Origin of the sequence: Rhodococcus globerulus, assembly GCF_019334125.1 — a bacterium.
GTDB classification, from domain to species: Bacteria; Actinomycetota; Actinomycetes; order Mycobacteriales; family Mycobacteriaceae; genus Rhodococcus_F; species Rhodococcus_F globerula.
On record NZ_CP079698.1, the window covers coordinates 4,398,995 to 4,412,195 of the forward strand.

14 protein-coding genes are annotated in these 13,201 nt (G+C 62.0%); 8 read left to right on the plus strand and 6 right to left on the minus strand.

Annotated elements, in window-relative coordinates; all coding sequences use genetic code 11:
* Nucleotides 1-16 precede the first annotated feature (16 nt).
* Genes KYT97_RS20020 through KYT97_RS20030 form a run of 3 tightly spaced genes read left to right on the plus strand, consistent with a single transcriptional unit; the run spans nucleotide 17 to nucleotide 3,381 of the window.
* Entirely contained in the window at nucleotides 17-1,342 is a 1,326-nt protein-coding gene (locus KYT97_RS20020; RefSeq protein ID WP_219110517.1) for an MFS transporter, read from the plus strand.
* Between the two features lie 33 nt (nucleotides 1,343-1,375).
* Nucleotides 1,376-2,929: a succinic semialdehyde dehydrogenase gene (locus tag KYT97_RS20025; protein WP_033235373.1), complete on the plus strand. Its 1,554-nt coding sequence runs from the start codon at nucleotides 1,376-1,378 to the stop codon at nucleotides 2,927-2,929.
* An 8-nt stretch (nucleotides 2,930-2,937) separates the two neighbouring features.
* Nucleotides 2,938-3,381, plus strand: coding sequence for an SRPBCC family protein (locus KYT97_RS20030; RefSeq protein WP_033235374.1), 444 nt, complete (start codon nucleotides 2,938-2,940; stop codon nucleotides 3,379-3,381).
* Nucleotides 3,382-3,426: 45 nt separating this feature from the next.
* Here KYT97_RS20030 and KYT97_RS20035 read toward each other — a convergent pair whose 3' ends face one another.
* Complete coding sequence (locus KYT97_RS20035) at nucleotides 3,427-4,368, minus strand: proline dehydrogenase family protein (RefSeq protein WP_219110518.1); 942 nt, start codon at nucleotides 4,366-4,368, stop codon at nucleotides 3,427-3,429.
* A 116-nt stretch (nucleotides 4,369-4,484) separates the two neighbouring features.
* On the opposite strand from KYT97_RS20035, the gene KYT97_RS30980 reads away from it, so the two are divergent.
* Nucleotides 4,485-4,988 (plus strand): hypothetical protein, encoded by a 504-nt coding sequence (locus tag KYT97_RS30980; protein ID WP_245005878.1) that lies wholly within the window; start codon nucleotides 4,485-4,487, stop codon nucleotides 4,986-4,988.
* 9 nt (nucleotides 4,989-4,997) lie between these two features.
* Here the strand turns inward: KYT97_RS30980 and KYT97_RS20045 are convergent, their stop codons facing one another.
* The 4 genes from KYT97_RS20045 to KYT97_RS20060 form a co-directional block, all read right to left on the minus strand.
* Nucleotides 4,998-5,813 carry a siderophore-interacting protein gene (locus tag KYT97_RS20045; RefSeq protein ID WP_219110519.1) on the minus strand — a complete coding sequence of 272 codons (816 nt, stop codon included), beginning with the start codon at nucleotides 5,811-5,813 and terminating at the stop codon, nucleotides 4,998-5,000.
* Nucleotides 5,814-5,893: 80 nt separating this feature from the next.
* A complete protein-coding gene (locus KYT97_RS20050; RefSeq protein WP_219110520.1) occupies nucleotides 5,894-7,234 on the minus strand; it encodes an HNH endonuclease signature motif containing protein in 1,341 nt (446 codons plus the stop codon).
* Between the two features lie 70 nt (nucleotides 7,235-7,304).
* Nucleotides 7,305-7,922, minus strand: coding sequence for a LuxR C-terminal-related transcriptional regulator (locus KYT97_RS20055; protein ID WP_033235378.1), 618 nt, complete (start codon nucleotides 7,920-7,922; stop codon nucleotides 7,305-7,307).
* Nucleotides 7,919-9,121 (minus strand): sensor histidine kinase, encoded by a 1,203-nt coding sequence (locus KYT97_RS20060; protein ID WP_219110521.1) that lies wholly within the window; start codon nucleotides 9,119-9,121, stop codon nucleotides 7,919-7,921. The genes KYT97_RS20055 and KYT97_RS20060 overlap by 4 nt, the downstream gene beginning before the upstream one ends.
* 114 nt (nucleotides 9,122-9,235) lie before the next feature.
* Here KYT97_RS20060 and KYT97_RS20065 point away from each other — a divergent pair, with 114 nt between their 5' ends.
* The 3 genes from KYT97_RS20065 to KYT97_RS20075 all read left to right on the plus strand — a co-directional run bounded on the left by KYT97_RS20065 (nucleotide 9,236) and on the right by KYT97_RS20075 (nucleotide 11,569).
* The gene (locus KYT97_RS20065) at nucleotides 9,236-10,282 is read left to right on the plus strand and encodes an ABC transporter permease (protein WP_033235440.1); all 1,047 of its coding nucleotides are present in this window, start codon (nucleotides 9,236-9,238) and stop codon (nucleotides 10,280-10,282) included.
* Nucleotides 10,279-11,019 carry an ABC transporter ATP-binding protein gene (locus KYT97_RS20070; protein WP_033235380.1) on the plus strand — a complete coding sequence of 247 codons (741 nt, stop codon included), beginning with the start codon at nucleotides 10,279-10,281 and terminating at the stop codon, nucleotides 11,017-11,019. Before KYT97_RS20065 ends, KYT97_RS20070 begins: the two co-directional genes overlap by 4 nt.
* 109 nt (nucleotides 11,020-11,128) lie before the next feature.
* Complete coding sequence (locus tag KYT97_RS20075) at nucleotides 11,129-11,569, plus strand: PAS domain S-box protein (RefSeq protein ID WP_033235381.1); 441 nt, start codon at nucleotides 11,129-11,131, stop codon at nucleotides 11,567-11,569.
* On the opposite strand, the gene KYT97_RS20080 is transcribed toward KYT97_RS20075, so the two are convergent.
* Nucleotides 11,570-12,208: a TetR/AcrR family transcriptional regulator gene (locus tag KYT97_RS20080; protein WP_033235382.1), complete on the minus strand. Its 639-nt coding sequence runs from the start codon at nucleotides 12,206-12,208 to the stop codon at nucleotides 11,570-11,572. It lies immediately after the preceding gene.
* 54 nt (nucleotides 12,209-12,262) lie between these two features.
* On the opposite strand from KYT97_RS20080, the gene KYT97_RS20085 reads away from it, so the two are divergent.
* Nucleotides 12,263-13,195 carry a saccharopine dehydrogenase family protein gene (locus KYT97_RS20085; RefSeq protein ID WP_219110522.1) on the plus strand — a complete coding sequence of 311 codons (933 nt, stop codon included), beginning with the start codon at nucleotides 12,263-12,265 and terminating at the stop codon, nucleotides 13,193-13,195.
* Nucleotides 13,196-13,201 lie beyond the last annotated feature (6 nt).

Genomic DNA, 13,201 nt, shown 5'->3' on the forward strand with positions numbered 1-13,201 from the left:
ACAGCAGAATCCTCTTGTGACTTCTGAGATCGCTCTCCCTGAATCGGGCCGACAGCGGGTGCGCCCGCCGCGCTTTCACCGTGCCTGGTCGGTGGCGATCGTGGCCTTCCTGGCGCTGGTCGGTGCTGCCAGTTTCCGAGCGGCACCGTCCATTCTGATCGACCCCCTACATGAGGATTTCGGCTGGTCACGCGCCAGTATCTCGGCTGCCGTATCGGTGAACCTGGTCCTGTACGGACTCACCTCGCCGTTCGCGGCGGCCCTGATGGAGCGCTTCGGTATCCGCGCTGTTGTCACCTCCGCGCTGGCGTTGATCTCGCTCGGCAGTGGTTTGACGATCCTCATGACGTCGAGTTGGCAGTTGATCCTGCTGTGGGGCGTCTTTGTCGGCTTGGGGACCGGATCGATGGCACTGGCCTTTGTCGCCACCGTCGTCGACCGCTGGTTTGTCGAGAAGCGTGGGCTCGTCACCGGCATCCTGACAGCCGGTGGTGCGGCCGGCCAATTGGTGTTCCTGCCCGTCCTGGCAAAGATCGCCGAAACCTACGACTGGAAGAGCGTCGCCTTCACGGTCTCGTTCGCCGCGTTGGCCGTCGTGCCGTTTGTGCTGTTGTTCCTGCGCAACTACCCGTCGGACGTCGGGACGACGCCGTACGGTGCACCCGCCGATTACGTCGCGCCCGCTGCGCCGGTTCATCAGCGTGGCGGCGCCGGGGGCCGTGCAATCTCCGTGCTGATCATGGCCTCGAAGACCAAGGTGTTCTGGCTTCTTGCGGGCACTTTCGCGATCTGCGGCGCGAGCACCAACGGCCTGATCGGCACGCACTTCGTCCCGGCGTCGCACGATCACGGCATGCCGATCACCACGGCCGCGTCTCTGCTGGCGTTGATCGGAATCCTCGACATGATCGGAACCATCGCCTCCGGGTGGTTCACCGACCGGGTGGACTCGCGGAAACTGCTCGGCATCTACTACCTGTTTCGCGGAATCTCGCTGCTCTTCCTGCCGTTGCTCCTCGCGAACACGGTGAACCCGCCGATGATCGCCTTCGTCATCTTCTACGGACTCGACTGGGTGGCGACGGTTCCGCCGACCGTCGCGCTGTGCCGTCAGCACTTCGGCGCCGACGCTCCCATCGTGTTCGGTTGGGTGCTGGCGTCGCACCAGATCGGAGCGGGACTGGTGGCCTTCCTGGCGGGCCTGGTGCGTGATCAGATCGGCTCGTACGACGCGGCCTTCTACGTGGCAGGCGCTCTGTGCGCGATCGCCGCTGTGATGTCGCTGATGATTGCAAAACACCGTACTGTGATCGGCACCACCGACGGGGTAAGTTATACGTAACTCCAAGAACTACTCACCAGTAGGGGTACCGAAATGCCAGCTCCGTCCGCTGCGACCTTCTCGCGGCTCGCCGAACTGATCGCCATCGACAACGCTGCCGATCGCCCGACGAAGTCCATCACCGAGGTGTTCACCGGCAAGGAGCTGGCGACCATCCCCGTTGGCACCGCCGACGACGCACTTGCCGCTATCGCTCGCGCCCGCGTCGCACAGAAGGAGTGGGCAAAGCGCCCCGTCCTCGAGCGTGCCGCGATTTTCCATCGCTACCGCGACCTCATCCTCGAGAACCGCGACGCACTCATGGACATGGCACAGGCGGAGACCGGCAAGTCGCGCGCGGCCGCGCAAGAAGAAGTTCTCGACATTTCGATGACGGCGCGGCACTACGCGCGCGTCGCCCCGAAACTGCTGCGTCCGCGCCGAGTATCCGGAATGCTTCCCGGCCTGACCAAGACGGTTGTGCGGTACCAGCCCAAGGGTGTTGTCGGCGTCATCTCGCCGTGGAACTACCCGATGACGCTGGCGGTGTCCGACGCCATTGCCGCGCTTCTCGCCGGTAACGGTGTTGTGCTCAAGCCCGACAGCCAGACTCCGTACTGCGCTCTTGCCTGCGTCGAGTTGCTCTACAAAGCAGGGCTTCCCCGCGATCTCTTCGCTGTTGTTCCCGGGCCGGGCGGCGTTGTCGGAACAACGCTGGTCGAGAACACCGACTACCTCATGTTCACTGGTTCCACTGCCACCGGACAGTTACTCGGCGAGCAGGCCGGTCGCCGTCTCATCGGATTCTCCGCAGAACTCGGTGGCAAGAATCCGATGATCGTTCTGGCCGGCGCAGATCTACGTGAGGTCACCGACGCAGCGGTGCGCGCGTGTTTCTCCAACTCCGGCCAGTTGTGTATTTCCATCGAGCGCATCTACGTCGAAGAGTCCATCGCACCCGAGTTCATCCGGATGTTCGGTGACCGCGTCAAGAAGATGAACATCGGCGCCGGGTACGAATTCGGAATCGAGATGGGCAGCCTCGTCTCCGAAGCCCAGGTCAAGGCTATTTCCTCGCATGTCGACGACGCTGTGGTGAAGGGCGCCACCGTCATTGCCGGTGGAAAGGCGCGCCCGGATATCGGACCGCTGTTCTACGAGCCCACACTCCTCACCGGCGTGCCCGAGGATGCGGAGTGCTACCGCGACGAGACTTTCGGCCCCCTCGTTTCGATCTACCCCGTCAAGGACGCCGAAGAGGCAATCGCCGCTGCAAACGACACCGAGTACGGTCTCAATGCCAGTGTGTGGGCGGGAAGCAAGGCCGTCGGTGAAGCTATTGCCGCACGAGTCCGCGCCGGAACCGTCAACGTCGACGAGGGTTACGCACCTACCTGGGGCAGCACCGCTGCGCCGATGGGCGGCATGGGAGTTTCGGGCGTCGGACGCCGACACGGTGCCGAAGGTCTGATCAAATACACCGAGCCGCAGACGGTTGCGACCACTCGGGTCATGAATCTTGGTGGGCCACGCGGAGTTCCGGCCAAGCTGTGGGCCAAGATCATGCCCCATGCCATCAAGATCATGTCCTGGGTTCCGGGTCGGTAGGCGTCCAGGTGGATCGCTCGAGCGCGTACATCGAAGCCACGCCCGACTCCGTCTGGACCTTGGTCAGCGACCTCGAAGGGATGGGTCGTTTCAGTCCCGAAAATACCGGTGGTGCCTGGACTTCCGGAAAGCCGGGTACGGTGGGCGCAACATTCAAGGGAACCAACAAGCATGGTCTGGTGCGGTGGAGTACCCGCTGCACCATTACCGAAGTTGTTGGTGGGCAGAAGTTCGCCTTCGAAGTAGCTGAGTCGAAGGCGCGATGGAGCTTCCTCGTGGAGCCGTCGGGAACGGGCACTCTGCTCACCGAGACTCGTGAAATATTCGCGACTGCGCCCCGGTATGTACGGATTCTGTCCGGTAGTGGCGTTCTAGGCCGCGGCCGAGATCAGATCATTGCGGCCGGGATCGACACCACCCTCGCGCGTATCAAGATGCATCTCGAGCAGTAGGGAGAACATGCAGTGGGGCCAGTGCGGCCCCACTGCATGTTTTGATCAGACTGCGGCGTCGGCAATTGCTGTGTAGACGCGCGCCGGTTCCTCGGCAATGCGATTGAGGACGTAGAGCCACCACTCGGTCCCGAAGATCACGTATTCGCGAGTGGTGAAACCGTCGGCATGCAAAGCGTCCAGTTGCTCGGTTCCCAAGCCGAGCAGCATCTCGAACTCGACGTGTTCCGCAGCCAATGCCGAACCATGTTCTGCTCGAAGTGTTTCGAGGATGTCGCGGTCGTGTGTTGCGATCGCCACGAGATGTCCGGCCTTGACGATCTTCGACGCGTAGGTCAGGTATGCGTCCCGCAACTCGGCACTTCCGCGCGGATATGCGATTGAATCCGGTTCCAGGAACGCGCCTTTCACCAGTCTGATGCGCCCGGGCCGATCGAGGAGTGTTGCGATGTCCTGCGCTGTTCGGTGCAGTCTCGCCTGAACGGTGACACCGACGTGAGTGAACCGTTCCGCTAACCGGCCGTGAATGTCGAGTACAAGATCGGTACGGTCGGAGCCTTCGGCCGAGATCATCAGTTCGGCTCCGGCACGCTCGGTTGCTTCGGCGAGCCGAACGACGTTGCGGTAACACAACTCCGGATCGACGACGAGACCGATGTGCGATAGGTCGAATGACACCGTGCTGTCGACGCCCGTCTTGCCGATGCGCTCCGCCAGTTCGACAAACACGTCGGTTTCGGCGTTCGCGACATCAGCGTCACGAACACTCTCCCCGGTGTATTCGATGCTGCCCTTATGCCCACGGGCAAAGATCGCCGGCAGGCGCCCGAAGGCTTCGTCCATCGTTTCGCCACCGATGTAGCGATCGGCGACTCTGCGCGCAATTGCTGCGGATGCCGGATCGGCCATCGTGCGCTCTTTGAGTGTTTCGTCGAGGGCCATCCGTCGGAGTACGTCGGCGGCCTGGGCTGCGGGGTCGGGATTCACGATGTCAGCCTACGTTCCCGGGCGGGGCAGGAATTTTTCTTCAAACCCTTGCGTTCGATCTATTGTCGATATATCGTCGATACGTCAAACAAACACAAACAGTCCAGGAGGACAACATGTACGCCCCACACAACAACCCAGAAATGCAAGAACGCCGCGAAGACTGCGGACGTGGACACCAGCGCCGGGATCGCGGTCAACGCCGCGGATTCGGTGAAGGTCGCGGATTCGGCGGTCGCCCCGAAGGCTGGCCTGAAGGTCGTCCCGAAGGCCGACGCGGCGGAAATCCTGAAGGTCGACGCGGCCGTGGCGGCCCTGATCGTCGAGGTCATGGCGGCCCCGAAGGTCGTGGAGGACGCGGAGAATTTGGTGGCCGTGGCGGTCGCCCGGAGTTCACCGAGGCAAGTGCCGCACTTCGCACTGAGACGGGTCTTCTCCGAGGCGCCGTAGTTGCGGTAGCCACTGGCGGAACACCCGAGCAGGTAGCTCAGGCGCAGGCGATTCTTGCCGAAGCGCGGCGCGCGCTGTTCGAACTGCTGGCCCAGAAGCCGGCTGAAGCGCCCGCTGAAGAATCTACCGGTGAGTCCGCTGAAGAATCTGCCGAGACTTCGGCAGAGTGATCACCGCGCTCAGGCGCCGACGGTAACGTCCTCGCTGTTCATGCCGGAGACATGACCGTCGGCGCCCTCTCGCCAGTACCCGACAACATTGTGCTTGTCGCGGGCGATTCCACGAACTTCCCTCAGATGCTTACGAATTCGTCGGCTTGTTGCGCTTTCGCACGCCACCCAGGCGTAGGTATTCTCAGTAGCGGAGTCAGGGAACTCCACCTTCTCGACAGCATCGAAAAGTGCGCTCGGCGCCTTTCCGAGACCACTGCCCGTGAGCCACGTGTACGTGACTTCGCCGCGAGTGACTAATTCCTGTCGATCCTCTTCCGTTTCCACCTCGATGATCGCGTGTGCGACATCGCCTTCGCGGAGTTCTTCGACAATCCTGCCCAGCCCCGGGAGACCCGTTGCGTCCGCGACAAGCAGTTGCCAACGAGGGCCGTCGGGAGCTTGGTAATGGGAGCGCGAACTATCGGACCAGAAGACGCCGAGCAGGTGTCCGGGTTCGGCCCGCAAAGCCCAATCAGCAGCAATACCGCCAGGGTGCACGACGAAGTCGATGTCGAGACGTCGACCACCGTCGTGCACCTTGCGCACTGTGTAGTGCCGCCACGGCGGCTCGGTCCCCAGTTCGGCTTTGCCGTAGTCGGGATTGTTGAAGAACTCGTAATTCGCCTCTGTTTCACCGGGTTTCGGGAAGGCGAGGTCGATTCGCTCGTCACCCTGCCCGCCGGTCGGCCAATGCCAGTCGCCTTCTGCCTCGATGCTGATCCGCCGCATGTGCGGTGTCAGGGACACGACGGATACGACGCGGGCGGGCTCGCAGAAAGACATGCTTCGACCATAGGGTTTCGGCCTGTCGATGTGGGGACAGATGCTGTCGCAAGGAGGACACAATCCCGCGATTATCGGGTTCAGTCTCGGTGGACGGGGCCCTGGCGGGTGGTGGAGCGTCGGCGTCGCTGTTTCGGGTCGATCGCGGACGGTGGGATGAACCAAGGTTTGTGATCGGTGCCCATTTTGATTTCCCAGATGCCGCGGAACCCGCTGGTGCTGTGGATCAATCGGTGGTGGCTACGGCAGAGGAGGGTGAGGTTGTCCATCACCGTCAGACCGCCGACCGACCACGGTTTTATGTGGTGGGCATCGCACCAAGCCGGGACGGCATCGCAATTCGGGAAGGCGCAGCCTTTGTCCCGGGCAATCAACGCAGTCCGTTGCTCGGGTGTGACGAGGCGTTTGTGTGGGGTCGCATCCAGCGGTGCGGCGTTGCCGTCCATCAACACTGTGGAGAGCATGCAGTCACAGGCGAGCATCCGGGTCAGGCTCACACTGAGCGGTCCCATCCACGGCATGTACCCGACGTCCAGATCCTCGAGATCAGGCTCATCGAAATCCGCCGCGACATCGCTACGCATGGTGGCGCATTCCCGATGCTCGGCAAGATCTTTCGCGGTGATGTGCACATTCACGTGCGGACGCTGACCACCATCAACACCGGTCATGGCATTGTCGAGGTAGCGGCGGATCAACTCCGTGAAGGCATCTGCGGTGCGTTTGGCAGCCGACCGCTGATCCGGGGCCCCGTCGGCGGCCGGTTTCGGCATCGACAGACCCGAGAGAGCCGACAACAACATTTCACCAGTGAGTGCATCGAAATCGCCCTTGATCGCGACCCGACCGTTCAACGTCGGCGAAATCCGCAAGACATTGAGGTCGTCATCCTCACCGGGTGGGATCTCATCGGATTCGAAGATCCGCTGCAAAACTGCAATCGCGTAGCGGAGTTTTATGGTGGTCGCCTCGACACCCGACGCGGCAGCGAGAAGGGTTGCCATGCAGGACGGTAACGCGTTCTCAGGCATACCTTTTGGTGGTGATTCGCAGAACGCGACGATTATTGCCGCATGATCGAGCGAGAGATCGCCGGCCTCGAATTGAGCAGTTATATCCGGGAATACCCGCAGTGCGGCACCGAGTGCGGCAATCTTGTTACCGGCCGCGTTCTGCAGCATCGTGTTCGCCGCCAACCAGCGACCAACACCGCGGTAGCACAGCACCTGCTCATCAGGATTGAGCGCCAACTCATCTACTGCGGCAACCCGAATCGCTTCCAACCGAAGGATTTCCGCAGACACACAGACAGCGACATCCCGAACCTCGGACGGACGCAACCGCCACAACCTGCCACGCACACCCGCCGCCGGACCGGCTACAACATCCCCCACCACAGTTGAATCGAAAACCGTCGTCATCAAGGCCTCCCCACCCGTGACCTCAATTATACTCGAACACCTATTCGAATCAAGAGGCATTTCGGACAGGTTAGATCGAGCCCAACTCCCGAGCCCGGGCGACCGCGGAGGTTCGTGACTTCACGCCCAGCTTGCCAAAAATGTGGACCAGGTGAGATTTGACCGTAGTCTCGCTGAGAAACAGTTCCTTGCCGATTTCGCGGTTCGACTTTCCGGCCGCTACCAGCTTCAGAACCTCGATTTCTCGTGGACTGAGGCTGGTTTCGGGTTTTCTGACCCGGGTCATCAACTTGGATGCGATTGCGGGAGAAAGAACGCTGTCGCCCGCAGCGGCAGAGCGGACCGCCGCGAGGAGTTCTGGCGGCGGAGTGTCCTTGAGTAGGTATCCGCTGGCTCCGGCTTCGACGGCGCTGAGGATATCCGCATCGGTGTCGTAATTCGTCACCACAAGTACGTGAGGTGGGTCAGGCAGTGCGCAGACACTTCGGGTGGCGTCGACGCCTGATTTTCCAGGGCCGAACCGTAAATCCATGAGTACCAAGTCGACTGGTGTGGTGGCGCAGAATGCGATGGCCTCTTCGGCGGTTCCCGCTTCACCGATCACTTCGATGTCGGGTTCACTCTCGAGGAGAGCGCGCAAACCGGCTCGTACGATGGCGTGATCGTCGGCCAGCAGTAAACGGATCATTCGTCGCCGATCTCGAGGGGGAAGGTCACGGTGACTGCAGTGTGCCCTGGCTCCGACTCGATGTCGAAAGTGCCGCCTTGCAGTTGGACACGTCGCCGAATTGCGTTGAGTCCAAAAGATTCGGCGGGCCCGCGATCCAGGACCGAGATGTCGAAACCGACACCGTTGTCGACGATGTCGAGGCTGACGGTGTCCGTGGAATACGTGAGTGTCACGGCCATTCGAGTGGCGTGGGCGTGGCGCAGAACGTTCGCCACCGCGCCCTGAGCGATCCGGACGAGGGTTGCCTCGAGCGGCATCGGTAGCGCGATCGGCTCGCCTTCGACTACGGCACGGGCCTCGATGTGAGCGCTGGACGCGCGCTCGCAGATTCGGCCAAGTGCGTCGGACAGTGACTGACCATCCAGCGCTGCGGGTGTCAATTCCGCTATCAGTTGCCGGGTTTCGGCAAGGCTGTCTGCTGCAGCTTCGCGGGCGAGGCTGATCTGACGCACGGCGGGACTGTTCGGATCGGCGCGTTCTGCGGCATGCAGCAGCATCTGGATGCTCGAAAGACCTTGTGCAACAGTGTCGTGAATTTCGGCGGCCAGTCGCTCGCGTTCTGCAAGTTTGCCGGCATCTCGTGACGTCGACGCCAATTCCTCACGCGTGTTCATCAACTCGTCGATCAGGCGACCGCGCTCGGCGGCCTCCCGGTACAGCGCTTGATAGCCGAGTCCGATGGCAACCGCGACAGCGGCGCCGATCATCGGACCGATTGCCCCCGCGATGGACCATCCCCGGTGCAGACCTGTTCCGATCACCGCGACCGACGTCGCGCTCACGACCGCAACCAGGCTCCACGGGCGTCGTAGCAGATGAACGTAGAGGAAGAACAGACCGAAAACGAGGTAGGCAGCCTCGGCGGACAGCGCCATCAGAACTATCCACACGAGGGTCAGCAGGGCCAGCCACCAGCGCGCGGCATTCCCGCGCAGGCGCTTGACCACCCCGAACAGGTAGATCGCGGTGAAGATCACCGTCAAGGCGATGATGTACGGCGTCGCCGCGGTTTCGTCGACGATCGCCCTCAGAAGAACAACGCCGGCCAGCGCAACAACCAGTATGTGCAGGCCGAGTTGGAGGCCGGCAAAGACAGGTGTGAGCGGTGATCGGTGCATCTCGCCCAGCTTAACCAGGTTCGGCGCCGCGCCATCCATCAAAAGTTGTAATCGCGGGTCCTACTTCGGTTGGCCGCGATGTCCGTCCGAGGTGCGATGGAAAGAGTGTGGATCAGCGGGAGTGTAGAGGCAAGCACAGGAAAGGAATTCACAGTGTTTGTCGCAATGAAGGACTTACGGGCAGCGCGAGGTCGTTTCGCGCTGATCTCGGCGGTGGTTCTGTTGGTTGCACTGCTGGTCAGCTTTCTCAGCGGTTTGACCGCCGGGCTACGCCATCAGAATGTTTCTGCCATCGAGTCGATGACGGCGGATACCGTCGTGTTCGCCGATACCGGGGCGGGTGCGTCGTTCGACGAATCGGCACTCACCGCTGATCAACTCGCAGCCTGGACGGCAGGCGCACAGACTGTGGATCCCGTCGGCATCGGCCGCGGTAAGGCCGGTGTGGTGGGCTCGAACCAGAAGTCGGTGGCGCTGTTCGGCGCTGACGGCGGTTTCGGCAACCGGACGCCCGACGCTCCGGGAACGGTGGTCCTCAGCGAGGGCGCCGCCCGGGACTTGGGCGCAGCCGACGGTGACCGAGTCAGCATCGGCTCCGGGGAGTTCACCGTCAGCGCAGTTCGCGGCGATGACTGGTACAGCCACACTCCCGTCGTCTGGACGACACTCGCGGATTGGCAGGACCTGAATCCGCGCGGCGGGGTAGCAACAATTCTGGCTGTATCCGGCGCGTCGGATCCTTCGGCAATCGACGATGCGGCATCAACAACGTCGACGACGGTGACCGGCTCGCTCGATGCCATCGGGTCGTACAAGTCCGAGAACGGGTCGTTGACCTTGATGACGGTGATGTTGCTCGCGATCTCGGCTCTCGTGATCGGCGCATTCTTCACGGTGTGGACGATCCAGCGCATGCCGGATATCGCAACGTTGAAAGCGCTCGGCGCGACGTCGGGTTCCTTGGTCCGCGACGCGCTTGGCCAGGCGTTCATCGTGCTTGTTGTCGGCGTTTCGCTCGGAATCGGCTTGACTGCGATCGCCGGTTCGGTGATCGGCGATTCGATGCCTTTCGTATTGGACGCGTCCACAACTCTGGTGCCCGCAGTGGCGCTCATCGGGCTCGGCCTGCTCGGCGCCGCGTTTGCTCTTCGATTCCTCTTCACCACTGATCCGCTCACAGCACTAGGGAGTTCGCGATGACCTCTGCAGCCGGAAGCACCGTTCTCGACATCCAAAACGTCAACCTGACATTTCCCGACGGACAATCCCGCGTCACCGCTCTCGACGACGTGTCCCTGCGGCTCGATCGCGGGGAGATTGCCGCGATCACCGGCCCGTCGGGTTCGGGAAAGTCCAGCCTGCTCGCGGTGGCGTCGACGCTTATTCGCCCGGACTCGGGCCACGTCTACCTGCGCACCGGCGGCGAAGCCACGGATCTTGCGACACTCGGCCGCCGCGACGCGTCCGAACTTCGACGCACGTCCATCGGCATCGTGTTCCAGCAATCCAATCTGGTGTCGTCGTTGACGGCCCTCGAACAGCTCGAGGTGATGGCGCATCTGGGGCAGTCCGTGTTCACGTCGCGGGCGCGTCGCAAAGCTGCGAAAGCGAAAGCGATGGATTTGCTCGATGCGGTTGGATTGGCAGATCACAGCGGGAAGCGTCCAGGGCAACTGTCCGGTGGTCAGCGTCAGCGGGTGAATCTCGCGCGCGCCTTGATGAACGATCCGCAACTGTTGGTGGTGGATGAGCCCACGAGCGCGCTCGATCAGGAACGTGGCGCGGCGGTCATGGATTTGATCATCGGAGTCGTGCGAGAACACAATGCTGCAACTCTTCTCGTGACACACGACCGCGGACACCTGCATCGGATGGATAATGTTTATCGTGTGGTTGATGGATCCCTGACAGTCGATCGGGAGGTATTCGCGGCCTGACTGCGGGGGCGTGGTCTCCAGTGACCGTCGAAATTCCCCAACCGGAAGTCAACCGACAGATAGCTGGGACGCTAGACTGTTGCGACTGGGCAACATGAGAGGACGTGTTATGGAACGCCGCCGCAATGTTGCGCCGCCGACGCAATCACCGATCGCAGATCTCGAGCAGATGCCGCCGTTGATCCTGCTGGACAGATTGCCGGTCCCGGTGGTGGCTGTCCACCGCGACGGCAGCATTGTTTTTGCCAATCCGTCCTTTGCCGACATGCTCGGCTACCCGAAGAAAGCCGTCGCCGCCTTGCGTCTGCAGGACATCATGTACGACAAGGATGCCGACGACGTCAGTGCGGAGCAGGCTCACCGCGAGTTGAGTTCCGAGCCGGGTTCGATCAAGGAGTTTGTCCACGCCGACAGCACTTTGGTTCGCGCGACGGTCAGTCAATCGTTGCTTCGGCGTGACGACGACACAATCACTCTGGCAGTTTTCCACGACCTGACAGAGCGATTGTGGAACAACCCGCGTCATACCTTGGACAAACCAAACGCCTGATCACACGCGGCGCGGCCTGGACTTCTTCGCTTGGTCCAGGCCGAGGGTGGAGGCAAGTGTGCCGACCACCCATTCTTCGTATTGCTCGCCGGTCCACCCCGACTCGACCACGAGATCGGTATAGGTTTCGGCACTCGTCAAAGTGAGCGCGACGTTGATCGCGGTCTCGAGATCGACGGACGGGTCTTTCTCCACGAGCCCGATCATGAGGTGCTGTTGTACGGTTCTCCGCTGAGCGAGATTGGTTTGCCACAGCAGTGCCGCGTCCTCGTCAGCGGATGCGGCGGCGCGCAAGGCCAGCAGGATGTCTGCGGTTCGTTCGAGGATGAGTCGCCCGTGATGAACCTGAATGCGTAGTTGTCCGAGGGGATGTGGCGCACCGAGTGCCGCCGCCACCCACGGCCGATCCAGAGTGCTTATCCGAGCCTCGTCGCCGGCGACCTCGACTTCCAGCAGCGCCGACAATACGCTCGGCTTGTTGCCGAACACGAAGTAGACGCTTTGGACCGAAACGTCGGCCGCGTCGGCCAGTTGTTTGATAGTCGCTGCCGCGTATCCCGGATTGACGAAGACATGCCGCGCCGCCGCGATGATCTTCGATCGTGCGGTCGCCTGTGCCACTGTTTCTACCCCCACCATGCGCTGGAGTTTAGCTCTAGAGTGAAGCTCCAGCTACTCGGAGGGAACAAGTAAATGAAGGTCCTGGTTCTGGGCGGCTATGGCGCAGTGGGTGTCCCGTTGATGGAGGAGTTCCGTACGAACTCCGCCGTGTCAGCGTTTTCTGCCGGGCGCAACGCTTCTCGCGCCGATGTGGCTGTCGATCTGACCGATCAGAACGTCTACTCTCGGGCCGTATCGGGCTACGACGTGGTGGTCAACGCGTCGGGATTCGAAGACGTCCGGTTGGCGCAGCAAGCAGTTCGCGGTGGAGCTACCTTTGTGGACATCACCGCGACGTCGGAGTACTGCGATGCATTGGAAAACGTCGACGGTCCCGTGCTGCTGGGTGTCGGATTAGCGCCGGGATTGACCAGTGTTCTTGCGGCGGAGGCACATCGACTCGGCAGCGGACCGGTGGACATCATGGTAGGTCTTGGCGGCGGCGAACTTCACGGCCCCGCGGCCACGGCGTGGACGTACGGAATGTTGGGCACCAGATTTCGTGATCCGAGCGGTGAACTCGTCCGCAACTACACGGGAATGAAGGTATTCGACGTCCCGGCCGAGGCGCCTGGCTACCGCAAGGGTCCAGCGGTGCGCGCGGACTTCTCCGATCAACATGCTTTGACGCGTGATCTCGGCGTGCCGGTGAGAACCTACTTGCGTCTGGATACCTCGGCGGCGACGCTCGGTTTGGCCGCGATGACGTGGGCACCGCCCTTGCAGAAAGTAGTTCCCAAGAAGATGTGGGGTTCGGATCGCTGGATTGTCATGGCCCGCACCGAAACCGGCCCGACGCTGTGGGCGTCCGGCCGGAGTCAATCGGCTGCGACAGCCATGATCGCTGCGCGCGCCGTGGACGTCATTCGTCAGTCTCCGATTGCGCGACCGACGTGGCTTCATTCGGTGGAGTCGATTGAGTCGCTACAGGCGGGTATTCCAGCATTGGTGGTCAGGCAGACATAGTAATGG